Here is a 21,005-nt window from a genome sequence, read left to right on the forward strand (position 1 = left end):
TTCATAATTATTATAAGACCTAAATTTTATTAAAACTTAAATATAAAGGGGCTGCCTTTTATCTTTACTATTAGTTACGAAATCCATCAAAATTCCCGACACTTATTCTTTTTTTTGACCCTTTTCGATATAGCTTAGATCACCCACCTTATCTATGGTATATTCACCATTTTTATATTTAATGGTGGTTACACTTGCATTTTTTATTCCTCCAGCTGGAAGCTCATATCCACCAGATAAAGTATCTATCAATGCACCAATGCTTAAACCATGAGAGACAATTAATACATTGCTGTCCCCTTTTTTACTTTCTTTTTTAGCGATTTCATCTATACTTTCCTTCAAACGTTTCGTAATGGTATTATAATCCTCTGCTGGCCAATTTTTCCCTTCTTTTACTCTGCCTTTATCTAGTTCAGCGACACTATTGGCAAAATCTTCAGGTGAAATCCCCTCATTCATCCACTCTTCAAGTGTCTTACCCTTGCTTTCTGCTATGTCAGTCCACATAGTATGATTTAAATCGCCTTCATAGCTCCCAAAATTGAATTCACGTAAACGTTTATCTGTCTGTAAGGTTACATCCGATTTCTGGTTCTCATCTAATATAATCGTAGCCGTTTGGACACTTCTTCCACTGTCACTACTATAAGATGCAGAAAATTCAATATCTTTTAAGCCTTTTCCAGCATACCCTACAGTTTTTTCACCTTCAGGAGTGAGCACGGCATCAGACCACCCTTGAACCCGATCTGTTATGTTTAGCATTGTTTTGCCATGACGCACAATATACAAAGTGATTTCCCCGTCTTTTGCCGCCTCGGCCTCTTTTTTCTCGGTAGTGGCCGTTCCGCTGCACCCAACAATAAAAATTATGCTAAATATTGCGACAACCAATTGTAATAAACGTTTTTTCATTTGTTTCTCCTCTTTTTTGTTTTTTCATTTTTAGTAACCGCGATTTTTCTTTTTCTGCATCCTTAAACTGAATTCGCATCGGGTTTTAGTTTAAGTGAATACCTTGTACCACTTTTGATAAAAGGTATTCACAATTCTTCATTCCAAACAAAGCTCATAACCAAAAAATCACACTATATTTTAATCCGAATCTAAATCTATAGGCGATATAATTTTTCTCCATTAAATGACTTTATAAAATTTCTCCATTACTTTTAATAACCTCTTTATACCAATAGAAAGATTTCTTCTTTTTACGTTCCATTGTCCCACTGCCATCATCATGCTTGTCTATATAAATGAAACCATAACGCTTGGAGAATTCCCCAGTTGAGGCACTGACTAAATCAATACATCCCCAGCTTGTATAACCCATTAATTCAACACCATCTTCAACCGCTTCACGCATTGCTTCAATATGGCTACGTAAATAATCAATACGGTAGTCATCCTGGATCGAACCATCTTCCTCGACCTTATCATAAGCTCCCAAGCCATTTTCTACGACAAAAAGTGGAACCTGATAACGATCATAAAGTTTATTTAAGGTAATACGTAAACCGGTTGGGTCAATTTCCCATCCCCAATCGCTTGCTTTCAGAAATGGATTTTTCACTCCTTCAAGGAGATTCCCTGGTGTCGTTTCAAGGCCCGTTTTATCTTTTTTCTGTGTAAGGGACATATAGTAACTTAAAGCAATGTAATCAACCGGATGTTCCTTGATCAATTTCAAATCTCCTTCTTGAATGTCAAGGGTAATATTATTTTCTTTAAAATATCGTTTGATGAACGCCGGATATTTCCCACGTACTTGTACATCCCCGCAGAAATAATTGAACAGTCGTTCTTCTTGCAGAGCATACATCACATTTTCTGGATTACTATCATAGGAATAGACAGGAGCAGAGAGAAGCATACAGCCAATTTGGGCACCTGGAATAATCTCATGACACGCTTTTACTGCAATACTGCTTGCGACAAATTGATGATGGAATGCCTGAAATATCGACTGATATTTATCCTCTTCTTTTTGAATCGAGAATCCCATACTCATAATTGGGAAATGAAATGCACTATTAATTTCATTGAATGTCATCCAATATTTCACTTTACCTTTATAACGATTGAATATGGCGTTAACGTATCGTTCAAAGAACGTAATGACTTCACGGCTTCTCCAGCCGCCATACTCCTTCACAAGGTTTAATGGCATTTCATAGTGAGAAATCGTTACAACTGGCTCAATGCCATATTTGTGTAGTTCATCAAACACACGGTCATAGAATGCAAGCCCTTCCTCATTTGCTTCTAATTCAGTGCCCTCAGGGAAGATCCTTGTCCACGCGATGGACATACGGTATGCTTTGAAACCCATTTCGGCAAATAAGGCGATATCCTCTTTATAGCGGTGATAGAAATCAATTCCTTCATGGTTTGGATAGGTATATTTTTCATTGTCAATTTCAAAGGTAAAGCCTGGTTCTTTTAATACTTTTAATCTCTCTTTTCCCCCTGGAAGTACGTCAGCAATATTTAATCCCTTGTTCCCCTCATTAAATCCACCTTCCATTTGATTGGCAGCCGTAGCTCCTCCCCATAGAAAGCCTTCTGGAAACTTTTTATCAACTTTATTCATCTGTTATTCCTCCTACATTTCATTCATATATTTTTTAAAAGGGGAAAAGGTGAATCATTGATCCCCAAATGATATCACTTACACAATTAGTGTTAATAAATTTTCTTTTGCTTGGACGTTCCTCTTATCTGATTCCAAAATTTCCATATAGCGATCTGTATTCGTGATGATAACGGGAGTTGTTACATCGAATCCAGCTTCTTTGATTTTATCAATATCAAAATTCACTAGAAGATCGCCTTGTTTAATAGAATCACCTTGTTGTACAAGAGGGGAAAAATACCTTCCATTTAATTGCACTGTGTCAATTCCAATATGAATTAAGATTTCCGCCCCATCATTCGATGTGATGCCAATCGCATGACCGGTTGGAAAAACTGCTGAGATCGTGCCATTCACTGGTGATACAACTTCACCGACTGACGGTTCAATAGCAATTCCTTTTCCCATTGCTTCGGATGCAAATGCTGAATCTTTTACTTCATTTAGAGCTATTACTTTTCCCGTGATCGGACTAACAATACTTTCGTTTTTAGTTCGACCACTTTTTATAACTAACGATTCACCTGCTACTGTTTCATTCTGTGGTTTTTTATGTTTTTTATTTTCAAATCCTGCTAAAAAGGTTAATAGAATAGCGAATGAGAAAGCAACCAAAGCACCTGTTGCATGCAGTCCAATTGGTGAATATGCAGGGATTGAGAGAAAACTTGGGAAATTGAAAACCACAGCTTTTGATCCAAGAGCACCGTTAATGGCTCCACCAATCGCTCCTGCACTTACAACATAGAATAGGGTTTTTCTATAACGAAGTAAAAGACCGTAAAGAATTGGTTCCGTAACACCAGCTAACGCCCCTGGTAGCATGGTTGAACCAGCTAATGCTTTAAGCTTCTTATCTCTTGCTTTTATGAAAATACCCAATGCTACCCCAATTTGGGCAAACACAGCCCCTGAAAGCATAGAAGTAAGCGGATCTCCTCCAGTACCAAGGTTACCAATCATAATCGGAACAACTCCCCAGTGTAAGCCTAACAGTGTTAAAAACGTCCAGCCCGCTCCCATGATAGCACCTGTGATAAGACCGCTTCTTTCAGCTAAGAATCCAATTCCTGCACCGATTCCATTCCCTACGTAAACCCCAAAAGGACCAAAGATGAGAACGGTTAAAGGGACAATAACGACTAGTGACAACATCGGGACCATAAACATTTGTAAGTCCTTGTGGATCACTTTCTTAATCATTTTTTCAAATGCTGCGTACATACACACCGCAATGAAAACAGGGAAAACGGTTGAAGAATAATCCACGATCACAGCCGGAATTCCTAAAAACGATGAAGCACCTCCTTCAGCTATTAGTTTTGTTAGATTTGGCTCAAGAAGGGCAGCTCCTATTGACCCTCCAACATAAGGATTGGCTCCAAGCCTTATCGCTAGCGTAATCCCTAGAAAGATCGGGAGAAAGTAGAAAACAGCATTTCCTGCAGCAGATAAAATTAAATACGTACCACTTTCAGATGTAAGCCATCCAAGCATCGTTAAAACGGTCAACAATGCTTTAAGCATCCCTGCTCCTGCAAGCGCGCCCAATAAAGGGGAAAAGCTTCGTGAGATCACATCAAAAATCTGTGAGGTAATGGACCCCTTTGATTCATTAGAAGAATCAGCGTTAGCACCAATATTGGCCACCTTGATTATTTCCTGATAGACATCTGAAACATGTGAGCCGATTACAACTTGATATTGACCCCCACCTTGAACAACGCTTAACACACCGTCCATCTCTTCAAGTGCTTGCTGATTTGCTTTGTTTGTATCATTTAATTTAAACCTCAACCGAGTCGCGCAATGTACCAGACTCGAAATATTCTCTTCGCCACCAACATTTTGTAAAATTTCTTTTCCTATAGTTTCGTAGCTCATGGTTCTCCTCCTGTTCATGTTGTTTTTTATTCTTTCTTATCAAATTTTTTCAGCTCTTTAGGGATAAATACACGATTTTTCAAACCGATTACTATCACTCCCTTCAAAGAAAAAAACCTAAATTGAAACTTTCAATTGAGAAAGTTCAATTTAGGTTTTGCCTCGTAAGTTACAATCCTAAAAAAAGAATCTATTTTATTTTTTCACTACTCTTTCAATATGGATGGTTAAATAGAGCATTTCTTCATCTGTTAACTCGTACCTATATTGATTTTCAACGAATTTTCTAATTTTTTCTGTGCATTTATAAGCATCAGGGTACTTATTTTTAATAACGTTTAAGAGATCGTCCTCATGTTCATTATTATAATGATTTCCCTTAACTAATCTGTGAGCGAAAAACTTTAAATGAGTGATAAATCGATAATAATTTAACGAGTTTTCATCAAATTCCATTTTAAAGTGATATTTAACGATCGTTAAGATATCTTGTATCACTTTAGTCATATCCACGATATTAGTCATATCCTCATTAAGCTGAGCATTTACAATATGAAGGGCTATAAAAGCTGCTTCATCTTCGGGTAAAATAACATTAAACTGATCACAAATCATATTCAATGCTTCTATCCCTATTTCAAACTCTTCTTTATAAAGGTGTTTTGTTTCCCAAAGCAATCCATTTTTGATTGGTAAATTATTCTTGTAACGGTCGATTGCAAAGTGAAGGTGATCGGTTAAAGAAATATAAATACTATCATTAAGCTTCTTTCCAAGTTGGATTATAGCATAATTAATTATTTTTTCTGATAATTCCATGTATTCAATTGGAATATCTGCAATTAATGTTTTGAACTTCTTTATAATTTCTTCGTCTTCCAAAGTGAAGATTTTCTCGATTTGTTCTTCATTTATATCCTCACCGGCACGTTTATTAAATGCAATTCCGCGACCCATGACGATCACCTCTTGCTTGTCTTTTATAGAGACAATAACATTGTTGTTTAATACTTTTACAATCTTCACTTTTTCACCTCCAATAACAAAAAGGGCAAAACCACCCCTTTAAAAAGGAATCGGTTTTGCCTGATTTAACAGTAACAATCCGTTCTGTATGCGCTTTCCTACATAATACTACAGACTTTTTATTTGTGCAACTATTTTCCTTGAATCTGGACCATTTGATATATAGTGAATAAGAATGTGATCTTTCTACACGATAATGTTATGTAATATTTCTGAATAAGCATTTATTCCAAGATATTGATCCTGATCATCTCCACTTTTTGAACATGATTGATTACATCGTAAATATTTAAAAAGTAGGTTTTTTGTTCAATTTTCCATCTATTTCTAGGTCATTATCAGCTCATTATATAAGTAACATTATCGTCTTTGTGAAGTTAAAAAGAATGTTATTATTTTAGTAATTTTGATGGATATGATCAATGCTCTTCGTTATCTGACAGCGAACAAGTGTCGAACCTTTTATCCACCAATCGGCATCAACATAACTTCCCACTTATGAAAGCATTCATTCAGATAATAGGCACCACGTTCCATATCTTTAGACACCCCGCTGCACTGCTGCGGCTCAATCAGGTCCTGCCCCTCTTGATCATAATTCCAATCTCGCGAAATCTCCACCCAGCTTTCGCCAGCTTCCTTATCTATTCGGGATTTCAATGTATAAACCGCCATTGGAACATCGCTGTTCGGTTCGAAGACTACATAGCGAATTTCGCTTTCCTTTTCCGCTTTCGAATCCTCCACAAATTGGTCCATGGACTCAAGATTTTGAACATCTTCCCCCTTTTGAATCACATCTGTTTCTAGTGGGGTAAAAGTAGGCACTTCACTTTCACTATCACTTTTCCCTTCACTTTCATTTTCTTTGGCCCCTTGCGTTTTGTTCTCTTCATTGCCCAAACCACAAGCCACAAGACAGACGCAGAGGATAAGGATAAATCCAGTCTTTATAAAAACCTTCATAATAATCATTCTTCCTTTCTATATTACTAAAATACAAGTACTCCTATTTACTCCTCAGGTTTTTGGCTGCTCAGCATTCCTAAACCGAATAATCGAGAAATCATCTATGGTAGAGGAGATAATGGCGTCACGTAGAGGGTAAAGATTAGGAGTTACTCTAAGTTCAACACCCTTTTCAGCGATTTTTCCGAGCAAATCCCCCATCGGTTCTAAGGAAATTGGTTGGACGGGCGAATGAGTAATATAATACCCTGCGGTTTGATCAAACACCTGAAACCCTTCATCATGAAAGGTGTATTTGTAAAGAGTGGTGTTTTTGATCTTTTCCATCCATGCATTTTCAACCGCGATAATCTTATTGGCAAGTGTATGGGAGAAAAATAATTTCTCATCCTCTTCACTCATATTAGCTGATTTCGAGTAGATCACACGTGGACAATCTCTCGGGAAAAAATAATGAACGGCATGCTCTTCATCAATCGCCCAAACAGTAGGTGGCATCTCTTTATTTTGACTCTTTAATGGGATAAATTCTTTGATACTAGGATCTTCACTGAAATGATAAAGCATTATATGATACCTCCAGATCTTATATAGACAAAAAACGGATTTGGAATAATTGCTTTATAACCTTCTTTTCTCACGAATTATGCCAATCTATTAAATTCTTTACTTATTATAATAATCCTTCTTAGACCCTATAAAATTTTGGTAGTATCTTTTTTTAACCAAATAATATAGCGACCTTTTTCAATTGACATTAAGACAGATATCGCATTACTATCATAAAGAGAGAAAATTTTCCAATTGCAGTGGGAGGTATGGTGATGAATAAAAGAAACTCTTCTCTTTTATGGCTTCCGAAACTTGCTGGAGGGCTGCTGATCTTTATGGGACTTTTCCATCCTATTTACGTGCTCATTGCAACACCAGAAATGTGGGAACAAATTATACTTTCCGGATTTTGGAATTCAGTTGCCCCACCTTGGGAATCTCGAGACATTGTGTTTCAACGGGATTTTTGGACTTCGATTGGAAGCTTGTGTTTTCCATCTGCTTTATTGGGTGGCTATCTTTTATGGAGCATCCGACAAGGATATGCCATTCCAGCCTTTTTAGTTTGGGGAATTTTATTATATGGTGTAGTATCATCCATACTTATGCCTATTTCAGGGTTTTGGTTTCTAGTGGTAGCTGCGCTGTTACTGATTATTTATCAAATCCGAACAAAGCATAAGCCCCCAAGAGTTGCAAAATGAAAACGTTGATCGAGAAATTCCTATTTTAGAAGTCCTAGATAAAAGATAATCGTTTCTTTTAAATCGTGTTGGTAGGATTCAGAAAATCTCGCCTCATTCAACTTCCAAAATCCATCAAAATGATCTTTTAAAATACATTTAATGATTCCGCTCCCTTGTCGACTCATACCGATACTCCTCTATTTATTGGAACATTTTATCGAACCGTTATCCAAGAGTAGAAAAATTTATCATTTCCTGGACAATAAAAAAATCTCTCCTAACACATAACGGTTTAACACATTAAAAAGAGTGCCAAATCGCATTGATTTCGATACCTTTTTTTCTTAATTTAACGGGAGTTTTTCAACTTAAACTAATTAATTGGTATACCAAAACTCACCTTATTTAGCTGGCTACAGGACTTTCTGTACTTCAAAATTCTTGGCATATGATAGGTGATAAAAACCTCTGAACTGGAATTAATATCGTAAAATGCAGGAAAACGCTCTTCAATTAAAGTGCAGGATTAATGAACAAAACTAAGGGGGAGTTTTATGTGGTGGGAGTATTACGGGGATGCAGTAATTTCTGTAGCAACGTTAAGTGCCATGTTGATTTTACTTTTTATTCATTTTTTGATAACAAAAAGTAAAAGAGGGTTAATTATTCCCTTATCTATCTCAATGATCGGTTATATATCCTTCGTTAGGGGTATTGTCTTTATTAGAGGATGGAATGGTACAGGATGGATAGTCTATGGCGTAATTATAATGGGGATTGGTCTCCTTTATTACCTTGGAGTCGGAATATATAATAGATACAAATGATAAATGTGTCATGTATATTCCGTTAAATGAAGCTTAAATTGAATACGAACCTTTTTATAAAATGAATGGTCAGAGGCTTTAGCCACTGACCATTTTTTGTGAGAATTTATTGGGATTTGTGTTACGAAATACACTGCTATTTCTATTAGTAATTGAAAGTTTGTACTTCAAAACAGAACCCGTTACATAAAACGGGGACTTGTTCTTTCACTAGTATTAATCTCTCAAAGAGCCTTTGTCAATAAAAGCTTTTAATGAATTATTATAATGTCTTTCCCTAGTCGGTCCCATAAGTTTGTAAATTGATCGACGAGACCACTTAAATGGAATACGTTATACAATGGTTCCATTACCCAAATTGAAGTGAAATAATAAAACACCATAAAAGAAAAAAATGGTCTTGACCTTCCCGTAGCGTAAAGGTTTAGAATCAAATTGTCAGGAGGGAAAAACGTGGAATATACCGTAAACAAATTGGCACAGCTCGCGGGTGTTAGTGCACGAACACTTCGCTACTATGATGAAATCGGACTCCTCAAGCCAGCAAGAATAAATTCATCCGGCTATCGCATCTATGGACAGCAGGAAGTTGACCTGCTTCAGCAAATCTTATTCTACCGTGAATTGGATGTAAGCTTAGAAACGATTTTACACATTGTCAACCAACCCACTTTTGATCAAACAGAAGCATTGAAACAGCATTATATAAAATTGAAGCAGAAACGCGCCCGCCTTGACAAACTAATGGCAACGGTCGAAAAGACGATTGCGAATAAGGAAGGAGAAATACACATGCAGGACAAGGATAAATTTGCAGGCTTTAAAGAAAAGCTGATACAGGAAAACGAAAACAAGTATGGGGAAGAAATCCGTGAAAAATATGGGGATGAAACAGTAGACGCATCCAATGCCAAGCTAAGAGGAATGTCGGAGGAAGACTTCGCTGCCATGAGCTCATTAGAAAAAGAAGTCCTTTCGTTACTGGAACAAGCATACGCAACCGGAGACCCTGCCTCACCACTGGCACAAGAAGCTGCCGAGAAGCATAAGCAGTGGCTCATGTACTCATGGCCAAGCTATTCAAAGGAAGCACATGCTGGATTGGCAGAAATGTACGTTGCCGACGAGCGCTTTACAAGCTACTATGACAGAGACGTTAAGGGCGGTACGGAATTTTTACGGGACGCCATTTTAATCTATTTAGGGAAAAAGTAAGAAAATACAAAGGGCTTTGGAAAGTCAGAGTAACTGAATTTCTAAAGCCCCTTTTCATCATAAATAACTTTTAAGAATGGAAGAACGAGTTTCTTTATAAACGTAAAGAGAAACCGGTCGTCCAAGCCCATAGGTGGTCGTTTCCTCTAAAACCTCAATATCCTTTAGAAATTTTAAATATTTACCGATAGAAACCCTTGAGATTGAGGTCTTTTCCGCGATATTGTCTGTGGAAAAAGAGGCTTTCCCCTTCTCATTAATGGCGTTTACAACAATATTCAAGGTACTTCTCGTTAATCCCTTTGGCAATGGCTTTCCTGACATAGGTGGTGTGTTTTGTTTTTTTCTCAATATCAGCTGATCCAGATCTTTTTGTTGGACATGACGTTGTTGAGTTAAAAAAAGATGTTTTTCCCGATAAGAGCTTAAGGCGTGATGAAACCTTTCGAATTCAAAAGGCTTAATCAAGTAATCGACTACTCCATATCTTAAGGCGGTCTGAATTTTCCCTGCGTCAGATGCTGCCGTTATGAGAATTACGTCAATATTTTTATCTTGCTCCCGAATATACGTTAGCAGTTCTAAACCATTTTTACCTGGCATGTAAACATCTAATAATATAAGGTCAACCTCTTCTTTTCCGATGTATTCCAAGGCATCATGAACAGAGTGAGCAACACCGATAAGGGTAAAATGTTCGATTTCTTCAAGATAGCGCTTATTAAATTCTGCCACCATCGGATCATCTTCTACAATGAGAACTCTAATCATCCCCTTCACCTCCTGTCTGGGTTTCAAAGGGTACTCCTACATTTATGCTAATTCCATTACTTGGTTTTAATTGAATGGTTATTTCTCCACCAAGTTTTTCGATACTCTTTCTAACAAGATAGAGTCCGTAGCCTCTATTTGGACCTTTCGTAGAAAATCCTTTTTCAAATACATGGTCAACCATTTCTTTAGAAAGTCCTGGACCTGAATCTGAAACATTGATAAATAAGTGTTGTTGCGAATAGGTGAGGGTTACCTCGATAGCTTTCCTATTACTTTGAGCCACAGCTTCGATGGCATTGTCCATTAGGTTTCCTAAAACCGTAATGACTTCATGGGTGGTTTCCGAATGTTTTGGTTCAGGGATAACCGATTTCGTTACAATTGATAAATCGACGTTTTCTTCCCTACCATAGCTTAGCTTTCCCATAATAAAACCAGCGAGTGCCGGGTCCTTAATATTCTTAGTCACATGACCGACTTCATGATTTCGGTGGTCGACAAGGGTATGAATAAAATCCGTTAATTCATCCTTATATCCCATACGGACCATTCCGAGAATGACGTGTAGTTTATTCATAAACTCGTGTGACTGTGCCCGTAGTGCCTCAGCGTATGTTCTTACTCCTGTTAACTGTTCAGCCAATTGATTCATCTCAGTCTTGTCCCGAAAGGTTGAGATTGCCCCAACGACTTGTTTATTCACAATAAGCGGCACTCGATTGACAAGAATCGAGATCCCATTAATGCTTTGTTCTTTATCTAATTCAGGTTTTCCTGTTCGTAGGACAGATTCGATTTCGAAGGTCGGGATATAATCCTCGACACGCATTCCAATCGGGTTTCCTGATAGCCCTGCCCTTTTAAACATACGGATCGCGGATTTATTCACAAGAGTAATCGTGGAATCTTGATCAACCGCAATCACTCCTTCATGAACAGATTGCAGCATGGTGTTCCGTTCCTCCAGAATTTTAGCGATAGCTAACGGTTCAAGTCCAAACAAAATCTTTTTAATGTATCTTGCTACAATATAGGCACCAACAATTCCAACCAATATTCCAATGATCGAGCCGATAATGATATTTTCATGCCCTAGATCAATGGCTTCATCCACCTTTTCCAGAGAGATCCCAACAGCTACGGCACCGATTTGCTTATGGTTTTCATCATAAACGGGGGCAAACGCTCGTAATGATTTCCCTAATGTACCTTCTGAGACAGAGATATATTCTTTCCCTTCTAATACAGACTTTTCATCTCCACCAACAAATTTTTCTCCAATTCGTTCAGGGTTCGGATGCGACTTCCGAATCCCGTTCATATCAAACACGACAATAAAAAGGACATTAGTAGCTTTACGTATGTCAGTGGAATATTCCTGGATCTCCCTAGCATGCTCTTCATTCTGTAATCCATTTTTTACGATTCGTGACTTTGCGACGGTTTTAGATATTACTTTTGCTTTTTCTTCAAGACTTTCTTCTAGCTGGTCATTAATCGTTGTACTAATTAACAAATCCGTAACAAGCAAAGAAACTAGGACAACCAGGCAAACTAGGAAAGTAATCATCGTATGAAGCTTCCATCTTTGTCTAAGCATAGATTCACTCCAGCCCATAATGAAATATTTTTATTATAAACGAAAGAAGGCTGCCCATAAATAGGACAGCCGTTGCAAACTAGGGTTATGCAGACATTTCCTCCTTGGAACTGTCTTTCACAATCTTAGGTGTAAACTCTCCTTCCATCTTCGAAACGACTACTGTTGCGACGCCATTCCCGATTAAGTTCGTGATGGCACGGGCTTCAGACATAAAGCGGTCAACCCCTAATATTAAAGCAAGACCTGCAACTGGAATCGTTGGGAATACAGCCAAAGTGGCAGCCAGCGTGACAAACCCTGAACCTGTTACACCAGCAGCTCCCTTCGAAGTCAGCATCAAGACCCCAAGCAGAAGCAATTGTTCACCTAATGAGAGATCAACGCCAAATGCCTGTGCGATAAATAGCGCGGCCATTGACAAGTAGATAGATGTTCCATCAAGGTTAAAGGAGTAGCCCGTTGGAAGGACAAGACCGACAACCGATTTCGAACACCCATAGTTCTCAAGCTTTCTCATCATAGGAGGCAAAGCGGATTCAGATGAAGACGTACCAACAACAAGAATAATTTCTTCTTTAATGTATTTAATGAATTTAATAATGCTGAATCCATAAAACTTACAAATCGCCCCTAGGATTATGACAACAAATAAGAACATCGTGATATAAACGGACCCCATTAGCTTACCAAGATATAGTAGAGAACTGATTCCGAAATTTCCAATCGTATAAGCCATTGCACCGAATGCCGCAATTGGAGAAATCTTCATAATGATATTAACGATTCCAAACATCACATCTGTTAATTTTTCAAAAAACTCTACAACTGGCTTGCCATTCTTCCCCATTGCAGCAAGAGAAATCCCAAATAGGATGGCAATAAACAAAACAGGTAAGAGCTCACCATTGGCAAAAGCTCCTACAAAGGATTCAGGGACAATCGACATCACAAAGTCCATAAACCCATGGCTTGTTTCTTCTGCTGCCTTTGTATATTTCGAAACAGCATCTGCTGAAGCATTGCTTGTATCAAACCCTTCTCCAGGTTTAATAAAATTCGCTACGGCAATCCCAATCAATAGCGCAACCGTGGAAACGATTTCAAAATAAAGCAGTGCTTTTCCACCGATACGCCCGACTTTCTTAAGATCTCCCATCCCTGCAATCCCCACGACAATTGTAAGGAATACGATAGGAGCAATGATCATTTTCACTAGCTTGATAAAAATATCCGCTAATACCTTTAACTCAGCACCGAATGTCGGAAACACAGCCCCACAAATAATCCCGAGAATAATCCCCGTAATCACTTGAAAGGTCAAGCTCTTAAAATTAAACTTCATTCTCATCACTCTCCTGTCCGTTTTTAAGTTCATTTAATGAAAGCGGAAACATTTGTGAACATTATATGAATTTTCGGACAACTAAAAAAGATTATGAAACTAAGTAAACCTTTTTGTAATTAAAAAAAGTGAATGGGAGTGAAAGGTTATTCTACTAAATTGGAACGGGAGATAGAAATGGCTAGCGATTATTTTTATTTTGACAAAAAACAAAGGGATTGTCTCAAAACCAGATGTCAGGAACCATAATAAAAGAAACCCTATTGTGGTTCCTGACACCAGATGGGACAGCTCCTTTACTTTTAATAGAAAAATATCTTTGATTCCTTCATCCGACCTGGATTACATTTTTGGTGGTTCCATACCAAATTTAGCCCATTCCTCTTTTGAAGGACCATATATACCTGGAACCGATAATCCCGCTTGTCGCATAAGGACCGTCATCTGCCCCCGATGGTGACTTTGATGCTGAAGCAAGAACATCAATAGAGAACCATTTGTCATTTGTCTACCCAAAAAGTTGATCTGTTTTCCTAACGTTTGGTCGCTCCATTGGGTTTCTAAAGCTTGTACAAATGCTTCACTTCCTTGGCTATAACGATCGGCTATAATTTTAGCTGAATTAGGAACGGGCCAATCCTCTGCTTGGCCTTCAAATCTCAAGTTTGTATTGGAAGTAATGATGTGAATGGACGCAACTGTATGCCAAGCAATACGTCCTAAATTCCAGTTCTGTGAAGTAATTTCTTGTTTAAGTGATTCATCCGTTAGATTATTCAGCAGGTTCTGTGTGGTTCCAGATTCGTACTCCCAGGATTTCAAAAAGTGGTTTAGGCTTTGAAACATAAGTAATCCTCCTAATTTTATAATAAATAATGGTTCGCCAAATAATGGATATTTCCCTTCTTATTCATAAGAGCGTTTATAAGGTTGATTGACTTGTGTTTAAACTTATGGTTTTTCCAGAATCGAAAATTCTATTTAAATAAGAAAAGTGTTAAATCATGGCGATTTAACACTCTCTATTCTTACTACTAATATTAAATTGTAGAAACCTACCTACAGCTTACTTTCAACATCATCTTACCAGTAACACTCCCAATCCTTCGCCATTCGTATAAGCGCTTCAAAATAGTAGTAATCCCCCCAGATACAGCTTTCATCTACACCACGGCCGCCGCCTTTATAATAAACAGCATGGAGAAGAATCCCATTCGCTTCGCTGTCGATCTCAGTTGTGTAGTGTTCATAGAGTGATTGAATCATAGCCATTGCCGCATTTTCGTAAGTGCCTCTTTGCGGGTCGGTAAGAGGTAGATATTTGAGCATTTCTAGTAGTCCGCAAACAGTAATCGCTGCCGCTGAACTATCGCGTTCTTCCTCTCCTTCTGTGAAAGTTAAGTCCCAATAACAGATGTGATCTTCAGGAAGCCTGTTTAAGTAATAATGTGTCAGCTTTTTCGTAAGGCTGATTAGATCAGTGTCTTTGATATATCGATAGCTTAATGGAAAACCATAGATTCCCCATGCTTGCCCTCTGGCCCAGCATGAATCATCTGAAAATCCTTGGTGGGTATTTCCTTTTAATGGTGCTCCTGATTCCGGATCCATAAAGAAGGTATGGAAGGTGGAAGCATCTTCTCGTACAATATATTTGGCTGCTTGTTGAATATGACTTGAAGCAATCTCCCTGTACACGCTTTTCCCTGTCACTTCTGATGCCCAATATAATAACGGAAGATTCATATTGCAATCAATGATCATCCGGCCGCGCTGAGCGGGATCGTTTAAATCTCCCCATGCTTGAATGATTCCTGCTTTGTCATAGTAACGGGTAATTAATAAATCCGCCGCCTTCAATGCTGCCTCTTTAGCGATTTCATTTCCGCTAAGTTTATAAGCACTTACGCATGACAACGAGTATAGGAAACCAAGATCATGGTGATTGACTTCAATTTGCTTGTCAATTCGTTCTTTGAAGCTTTCCACATGCTTTTCTGCTATTTCACGATATTTCTTATCTCCTGTCCACTCATAAGCTAGCCACAGCATTCCCGTCCAGAAGCTTGTTGTCCATTCGATATTTTCAATCGGCTGATACACTTGATTAATGCTGCTTGAATCGGGAAAAAAATCGGTAAATTCGCCTATGCTTTGATCAATTTTTTTCAACACATGCTCGATGGCTTTTTCAATAAATGGTTTGTCAACAGGCGGCATTTGAGCGAAGCGTTCAGGTTTTTGAATTTCTTCAAAATGAATCGAGCTTTCAGTAATTTTCATATATTTTTCACCTCATTGTTGATATTGAATGGATCATTAGTTCTGTTCAGCCACAGGGCTAACTTCTCTTCAAGCTTTTGTGCGATAACATGGCTATGCGGTATTTCAATTACTTCAGGTTCTAGTTGATATGGATCTTTTTCCAAATCATAAAGCATCCGAACTGTTTTCTTCCTTGGGGAGTAGCCTTTATGGACTACATACATATAGTTTTTCGTCCGAATGCCTCTCCAGCCATATGCACGATTATCCATCCCCGACTGCCGAAACTGTTCAATTGCCTCTTTCCGTCCTGGATAAGCGCAAAGATAGGATTGATTTACTAGTTCCTTCTTTTCCCCTTTTAATATAGGAGATAAATCTGTTCCTTCTACTTGGGAAGGAACAGGGAGTCCTAGTAATGTAAGCAATGTCGGCATAATGTCAACTGTATTAAGGAGAGAATCGGTCGCTATTGCCGGGATCTTTCCTGGCCAACGGATTAAAAACGGAATCCCTATTGATTCTTCATACCAGACATGCTTCGCCATCAGTCCGTGCGATCCCATCATTTCACCGTGATCGGAGGTTAAGACGATAATCGTATCCTCTTCTAGTTGAAGCTCCCTTAACACATCGAGGATACGGCCAAAATTTTCATCAATTCCTGTTATGGCGGCAAAATAATTTTTTTGATTCTCCTGTAACTCTTCTAATCCCCCGCCTACCTCTTCGCCTGTATGAACCTTGAAGGAGTCTGAAGTTACATTCTTTCGGAGTGGCAGGGATTGTTGTTTATAGACGTCTTTGTATTGCTTTGGCACCTGATCAAACGGGCTATGGGGAGGATTCCATGAAACAAATAATGCAAACGGCTCATCCGGGTTTCTACTATTAATAAACTCTATCGCTTTATCAGTCTCATGCTCCACTGACCACTGATTCGGCTTTATTTTCTCTGGACTGTCTTGCCAATAATGGGGAGACAGATGATCATCCCATGCACCATACGAGTACCATTCATCAAAGCCATGACGTTTTGGCCCTGGCGGTGTATAGGCATCCCAGCCAGAAGCACCTGATTCTGGCTGGGATTGGTATTGGAGCTCTGGTAAATCCAAATGCCATTTTCCAATATAGCCTGTTGCATAACCCGATTCTTTTAATACATCACTGATACACCTTTCCTCTGGCTTCAGCATCACATCAGCACCGACCTTACAATTCGTGTAAACCCCCGTACTCATTGGGTATTTTCCTGTTAAAAGTGATGCCCGGTGTGGAGAGCATAACGGATTGCAGGTCACAGCCTGAGGAAAGGTCATGCTTTCTAATGCAAATTGATCGATATTCGGTGTGTAGACTGGGTCCTCCTTTGCATACCCAGCCGCTTGTCTTCGCCATTGGTCGGCAAAGAGATATATAAGATTCGGTCGTCTTTGATTCACTACTATCCTCTCCTCTTATCTATCCGTGACAGGGAATGTGACCACATTGGAAAGCAGTTGATATTCACCGTTTTCGAAGTCTTTTCCTTTCCACATAAAGATCCTTACCTCTCCACCGTCAATTTTCTGCGGCAGGTTAAGGGACTGCTTGATCTCTTTTGATTGGCCTTGTTCAAAATCTTCTTCATGATGGACAGCTTTTTTCAGCTCTCCTTTCCAGTTATAAAAAGCCGTCGTAACCGTTGCCTTTTCCCTATCATTCGTTTGGCTGGAGATGTTCACTACCGCATCGACAGTTCCATTAGCCTCCATCTGTTCCTGATTAATTTTGGCATCTGTTAGAAAATGATCGCTTTGATCCGACTGTTTCGGGTTAAGCTGCAGCTTTGTCGTAAACGTCTTTCCTTTGGCTTCTTTTACATCAATTTCTAGTTTTATAAATGGTTTTAACTTTGTGACTTTTACACCTTCATCGGCTTTAATCACTCCGAAGGCTTTTCGGTCAATTTCAACTTCAATGGTTCCATCGTTTTCCATAGTCGGATCTGAGACCGCAATTTCTAGCTCGTTTTCAATTTCTTTCATGGTAATAGATGCTTTGTCGTACACAGTTAACGGTCCGGCTTGTTGTTTTGTACTTTCCCAGAAATTTGCACCGAGGATGTTTTGAGTCGTTTCGTGAACCGCTTGAACGGCTTTATCATTTCGTAGGATTTGAACATCAGGATTTGCTGCATATTGCTCTATTTCATCTGCTGATTGATTCGGTAATAATGTGTAAGCATACCTTTCAGCGTTCGGATTTTTTCCATGATCCAACCACATGGTGGCATAGGAACGCTTAATCACTTCTTCTGGACCGCCGTAATTGATATCACTCCATTTTCCTTCTCGTTGTTCTTTTTTAACGTAAAGATTGGCTTTTTCCGGGAAATAATAACCTATATCCGCTCCTTCTCCATTCCCTTCTAGATAAGCCCACTCTACTTCTTTAATTTCCTTTTCCGAACCTAATTCGTTCAATGGGGATTCTCCATTAATGATGACTTTATTCGAACCGTCCTGACGAATTTTTCTGTTTTCAACAATGGTTTCAATAGGACGATCGTCCGAACTTGTGATATCAGCACCGAGGGCTACAATTTCGTTGTCAAACATGAACCATGATTTTTTTGCCTGCAAGGAACTGTTCCATGCATCATAGGACATTCCCGCTGTTCCATATTGTTCATTTAGTGTAGAACCACCAGTCCATGATTGGGTGGAACGGTGCTCCCCGCTTCCATCTGTACGCGTCATCGTATCAATGGTCGTTCCCGGCATCCGGTAAGGGTCGACGGTTGGCCAATAACCATCACTGAATTGTCCAAGATCATCATTGTATAAATACGCCATTCCTTCTCCCGTATACCATCCTTTACGATTTTCGTTATTCATGTCTTCATAGTTTTGAATTCGGTTGGAATACATACTGAGACCAAATGCATAGCCGGGTTTTCGGTGTACGACCCGATCCATCGAGGCAAACGTTTTATGCAAGTATAGCTCTCCCCGTGGTTTGATATCATTGTTACTTAACAATGTTTTCGCCAATGTAATATCACGGAAGCTTTCTGCATTCTCGATATAATCTAAGAAAGTGTCTTCTTGAATCCAATGCTTTGCCATCCTGAGGAACCGGTCTCCATATGGTTCTGGTGCGAACTGCCCCATTCGTACTACGGTTTTTATAACCGAGTGTCCAGCATTATGATCCTGAAGGAAATCACGGGAAATCGCCCGCCCCCTCACCATATCCATTAAACTTCCTTTATACATAAGAGGCTCGAAGCTATCTTGAATCCATTCATACACATTGTTCACATTTGGATTGGTCACTTTCCAAGTAGACCCACTGAAAACCTCAAGCAGCTCGGTTAATCCTTCAATTAATACAATTCCGTAAGATCCCGTGTAAGCAATGTCTTCATGCTGAACAAATGACCCGTCCTTATAGAATCCATTCCCTTCGGTGACATATTCAAATACCTGACTAAGGGCATCACGGGAAGCAGCAATTTTACTAGGATCCTTTACAATAATCCCTCTTACCGCAACAACTTTACTCACATCCACTCGGTTTGCCCCGAAGGCTTCTCTATAGTTATCAGGTGTAGTCGCTCCTGATTTAGTCGGGGCGGGCTGAAAATGATCGACGACATCCATATAACGATTAATCTTCTCCTCATCTAAATAGCTGTATAAAAGAACAACGAGATTATTTAACGCTTGGGGACCGCCGATTTCCCAATGCCACCAATTGCTGTATTGACTGAGTTGCTCGTTATAGCGATGTTCATTCATCCACTCCATACCAGAAATGATGTCTTTCAGTAGTTTTGGATTATGATAGAGAGACGACTGCTCTGAAACAAATGCTTCCGCCATCGCATAAAGATTACGGTAACTTTGTGTAATGACACCCGAATCTGTAGTACTAGCTAAATCGCTCCATAAAAACGTGATCTTCGTTTTTATACATCGTCACCCACAATCTTTCTGCTTTTTCCGTTCTTTTCTTCATCATTTCAGTCATTCTTGGGTTGTTTTCGTCAAATGATGAGGTTCCAAGCAATTGCTCTTCCCATCTTTCTCTTAGCTGATCATATTCATCTTTTTCATATTCTCTAACGGTTACGGTACTTTGAGCTTGAACACTTCCATCCTTTGATTGAACGGTAATGGTCGCTTTCCCTGGAGAAAGGGCTTTTATTAGTCCGCCTTTTTCAACAATAGCGACTTGTTCATTAGAAGATGTCCATTGAAGGGAGTCAGTGTCAGCATTCTTAGGCTGAACGTCTGCATTTAACAATGTGTAACGATGTTCGTCTAGTGTGGCTGTCTCTGGCGACAAAGTGATCGATTCGATAGCAACAGGAGGGTGCTCTGGGTTTTGGGTGACCGTTACCACACAATAATCAGAAAGCCCCTCTTTTGTCTTAACGGTAATGGTTGCTTTTCCCTCACGAACTCCTGTTACGATTCCATCTTGAACCGTGGCTACAGATGGATCTGACGACTCCCATCGAATGCCTGTTTCAAGGGCATCTTCAGGAGTGAAGCTCCATGTAAGCGGAGCACTTTTTTCTTGTTCGACCGTTATCTGTTCTTCTTCTATTTCAATCGCTTCAATCGGATTCGTTTTTACTAGTGAAACATCATCAAACCAGACTGTGCCTGTCCCTTCCTCAAGGAAAAGCTGTACCCTTATGCGATCGATTTCTTTCGGAGGATCGAGGGCTTTTTCAATCCTCGTCCAATCATTCGTACCTCTTAACTTGTCAGAGTAGATTAAATTGATCTGCTGGTCCCCGCTGTAATACACCACCCTTAGTCTAGCTCCTTGAGTGCTTGTAACATCAGCAGTTTTCAGCCAAGCACTCAGTTTATAATGATTTCCTCCTTCAATCGCAATATCTTGTGAAACCGCTGCTCTTCCGTTTTCAGGAGAAGAGATTTGCAGCGCGTGTCCGCCTGTACGATAGACCGAATCACTTACCGTTGCAGAAGGATTTCCTACAGGTGTCCATAAACTCCATCCAACTGCACTTGGACTTGTCCATCCCCCTCCTCCATCTGGAAGAATTTCTTCAAACCCAGGATTCATCAGTCCAAACGGTTCTTCTGCTGCCCCTTTTCCTATACTTCCTACCGAACCAAATAGAAGCATTACCGTAAGCATTACCATCCAAACCTTTTTCCAAAGATCCAATTTCTTCAAAACGCCACTCCTTTTTGATATA

The 21,005-nt window shown here is 39.2% G+C and carries 18 protein-coding genes; 3 read left to right on the forward strand and 15 right to left on the reverse strand.

What is annotated here, in order from left to right:
- Window positions 1-102: 102 nt before the first annotated feature.
- The 6 genes from JOC86_RS18660 to JOC86_RS18685 all read right to left on the reverse strand — a co-directional run bounded on the left by JOC86_RS18660 (window position 103) and on the right by JOC86_RS18685 (window position 7,081).
- Complete coding sequence (locus tag JOC86_RS18660; protein ID WP_205174461.1) at window positions 103-918, reverse strand: histidine phosphatase family protein; 816 nt, start codon at window positions 916-918, stop codon at window positions 103-105.
- Window positions 919-1,150: 232 nt separating this feature from the next.
- Window positions 1,151-2,593: a glycoside hydrolase family 1 protein gene (locus tag JOC86_RS18665; protein WP_205174462.1), complete on the reverse strand. Its 1,443-nt coding sequence runs from the start codon at window positions 2,591-2,593 to the stop codon at window positions 1,151-1,153.
- A 78-nt stretch (window positions 2,594-2,671) separates the two neighbouring features.
- On the reverse strand, window positions 2,672-4,519 hold the full coding sequence (locus JOC86_RS18670) for a beta-glucoside-specific PTS transporter subunit IIABC (RefSeq protein ID WP_205174463.1): 1,848 nt from the start codon (window positions 4,517-4,519) through the stop codon (window positions 2,672-2,674).
- Window positions 4,520-4,714: 195 nt separating this feature from the next.
- Entirely contained in the window at window positions 4,715-5,545 is an 831-nt protein-coding gene (licT, locus tag JOC86_RS18675; protein ID WP_205174464.1) for a BglG family transcription antiterminator LicT, read from the reverse strand.
- Window positions 5,546-6,007: 462 nt separating this feature from the next.
- Window positions 6,008-6,511 carry a hypothetical protein gene (locus JOC86_RS18680; RefSeq protein WP_205174465.1) on the reverse strand — a complete coding sequence of 168 codons (504 nt, stop codon included), beginning with the start codon at window positions 6,509-6,511 and terminating at the stop codon, window positions 6,008-6,010.
- A 54-nt stretch (window positions 6,512-6,565) separates the two neighbouring features.
- The gene (locus JOC86_RS18685; protein ID WP_205174466.1) at window positions 6,566-7,081 is read right to left on the reverse strand and encodes a DUF6886 family protein; all 516 of its coding nucleotides are present in this window, start codon (window positions 7,079-7,081) and stop codon (window positions 6,566-6,568) included.
- A 257-nt stretch (window positions 7,082-7,338) separates the two neighbouring features.
- Here JOC86_RS18685 and JOC86_RS18690 point away from each other — a divergent pair, with 257 nt between their 5' ends.
- Entirely contained in the window at window positions 7,339-7,770 is a 432-nt protein-coding gene (locus tag JOC86_RS18690) for a DUF6463 family protein (RefSeq protein ID WP_205174467.1), read from the forward strand.
- 20 nt (window positions 7,771-7,790) lie between these two features.
- Here JOC86_RS18690 and JOC86_RS18695 read toward each other — a convergent pair whose 3' ends face one another.
- The gene (locus tag JOC86_RS18695) at window positions 7,791-7,937 is read right to left on the reverse strand and encodes a hypothetical protein (RefSeq protein WP_205174468.1); all 147 of its coding nucleotides are present in this window, start codon (window positions 7,935-7,937) and stop codon (window positions 7,791-7,793) included.
- A gap of 369 nt (window positions 7,938-8,306) precedes the next feature.
- On the opposite strand from JOC86_RS18695, the gene JOC86_RS18700 reads away from it, so the two are divergent.
- Window positions 8,307-8,579, forward strand: coding sequence for a hypothetical protein (locus tag JOC86_RS18700; RefSeq protein ID WP_205174469.1), 273 nt, complete (start codon window positions 8,307-8,309; stop codon window positions 8,577-8,579).
- Between the two features lie 453 nt (window positions 8,580-9,032).
- Entirely contained in the window at window positions 9,033-9,794 is a 762-nt protein-coding gene (locus JOC86_RS18705; protein ID WP_205174470.1) for a TipAS antibiotic-recognition domain-containing protein, read from the forward strand.
- Between the two features lie 57 nt (window positions 9,795-9,851).
- On the opposite strand, the gene JOC86_RS18710 is transcribed toward JOC86_RS18705, so the two are convergent.
- The 8 genes from JOC86_RS18710 to JOC86_RS18745 form a co-directional block, all read right to left on the reverse strand.
- Window positions 9,852-10,565: a response regulator gene (locus tag JOC86_RS18710; protein ID WP_205174471.1), complete on the reverse strand. Its 714-nt coding sequence runs from the start codon at window positions 10,563-10,565 to the stop codon at window positions 9,852-9,854.
- Window positions 10,558-12,168 carry a DcuS/MalK family sensor histidine kinase gene (gene dcuS / locus JOC86_RS18715; RefSeq protein WP_205174472.1) on the reverse strand — a complete coding sequence of 537 codons (1,611 nt, stop codon included), beginning with the start codon at window positions 12,166-12,168 and terminating at the stop codon, window positions 10,558-10,560. The genes JOC86_RS18710 and dcuS overlap by 8 nt, the downstream gene beginning before the upstream one ends.
- A gap of 85 nt (window positions 12,169-12,253) precedes the next feature.
- On the reverse strand, window positions 12,254-13,513 hold the full coding sequence (locus JOC86_RS18720) for a dicarboxylate/amino acid:cation symporter (protein WP_205174473.1): 1,260 nt from the start codon (window positions 13,511-13,513) through the stop codon (window positions 12,254-12,256).
- Window positions 13,514-13,855: 342 nt separating this feature from the next.
- A complete protein-coding gene (locus tag JOC86_RS18725) occupies window positions 13,856-14,359 on the reverse strand; it encodes a DinB family protein (protein WP_205174474.1) in 504 nt (167 codons plus the stop codon).
- A 237-nt stretch (window positions 14,360-14,596) separates the two neighbouring features.
- Window positions 14,597-15,796 carry a glycoside hydrolase family 88 protein gene (locus tag JOC86_RS18730; protein ID WP_205174475.1) on the reverse strand — a complete coding sequence of 400 codons (1,200 nt, stop codon included), beginning with the start codon at window positions 15,794-15,796 and terminating at the stop codon, window positions 14,597-14,599.
- Entirely contained in the window at window positions 15,793-17,223 is a 1,431-nt protein-coding gene (locus tag JOC86_RS18735) for a sulfatase-like hydrolase/transferase (protein ID WP_205174476.1), read from the reverse strand. Before JOC86_RS18735 ends, JOC86_RS18730 begins: the two co-directional genes overlap by 4 nt.
- 15 nt (window positions 17,224-17,238) lie before the next feature.
- Complete coding sequence (locus JOC86_RS24750) at window positions 17,239-19,740, reverse strand: polysaccharide lyase 8 family protein (RefSeq protein WP_338021792.1); 2,502 nt, start codon at window positions 19,738-19,740, stop codon at window positions 17,239-17,241.
- Complete coding sequence (locus JOC86_RS18745; protein ID WP_205174478.1) at window positions 19,700-20,983, reverse strand: Ig-like domain-containing protein; 1,284 nt, start codon at window positions 20,981-20,983, stop codon at window positions 19,700-19,702. Before JOC86_RS18745 ends, JOC86_RS24750 begins: the two co-directional genes overlap by 41 nt.
- Window positions 20,984-21,005 lie beyond the last annotated feature (22 nt).

The sequence above is a fragment of the Rossellomorea pakistanensis genome (assembly GCF_016908495.1).
GTDB classification, from domain to species: Bacteria; Bacillota; Bacilli; order Bacillales; family Bacillaceae_B; genus Rossellomorea; species Rossellomorea pakistanensis.

What these genes read in the sequence shown, in the direction of transcription:
- JOC86_RS18660 (WP_205174461.1), bottom strand. Translation starts at nt 918, where the DNA reads ATGAAAAAACGTTTATTACAATTGGTTGTCGCAATATTTAGCATAATT.
- JOC86_RS18665 (WP_205174462.1), bottom strand. Translation starts at nt 2,593, where the DNA reads ATGAATAAAGTTGATAAAAAGTTTCCAGAAGGCTTTCTATGGGGAGGA.
- JOC86_RS18670 (WP_205174463.1), bottom strand. Translation starts at nt 4,519, where the DNA reads ATGAGCTACGAAACTATAGGAAAAGAAATTTTACAAAATGTTGGTGGC.
- JOC86_RS18680 (WP_205174465.1), bottom strand. Translation starts at nt 6,511, where the DNA reads ATGAAGGTTTTTATAAAGACTGGATTTATCCTTATCCTCTGCGTCTGT.
- JOC86_RS18685 (WP_205174466.1), bottom strand. Translation starts at nt 7,081, where the DNA reads ATGCTTTATCATTTCAGTGAAGATCCTAGTATCAAAGAATTTATCCCA.
- JOC86_RS18690 (WP_205174467.1), top strand. Translation starts at nt 7,339, where the DNA reads ATGAATAAAAGAAACTCTTCTCTTTTATGGCTTCCGAAACTTGCTGGA.
- JOC86_RS18695 (WP_205174468.1), bottom strand. Translation starts at nt 7,937, where the DNA reads ATGAGTCGACAAGGGAGCGGAATCATTAAATGTATTTTAAAAGATCAT.
- JOC86_RS18700 (WP_205174469.1), top strand. Translation starts at nt 8,307, where the DNA reads ATGTGGTGGGAGTATTACGGGGATGCAGTAATTTCTGTAGCAACGTTA.
- JOC86_RS18710 (WP_205174471.1), bottom strand. Translation starts at nt 10,565, where the DNA reads ATGATTAGAGTTCTCATTGTAGAAGATGATCCGATGGTGGCAGAATTT.
- dcuS (WP_205174472.1), bottom strand. Translation starts at nt 12,168, where the DNA reads ATGCTTAGACAAAGATGGAAGCTTCATACGATGATTACTTTCCTAGTT.
- JOC86_RS18720 (WP_205174473.1), bottom strand. Translation starts at nt 13,513, where the DNA reads ATGAAGTTTAATTTTAAGAGCTTGACCTTTCAAGTGATTACGGGGATT.
- JOC86_RS18725 (WP_205174474.1), bottom strand. Translation starts at nt 14,359, where the DNA reads ATGTTTCAAAGCCTAAACCACTTTTTGAAATCCTGGGAGTACGAATCT.
- JOC86_RS18730 (WP_205174475.1), bottom strand. Translation starts at nt 15,796, where the DNA reads ATGAAAATTACTGAAAGCTCGATTCATTTTGAAGAAATTCAAAAACCT.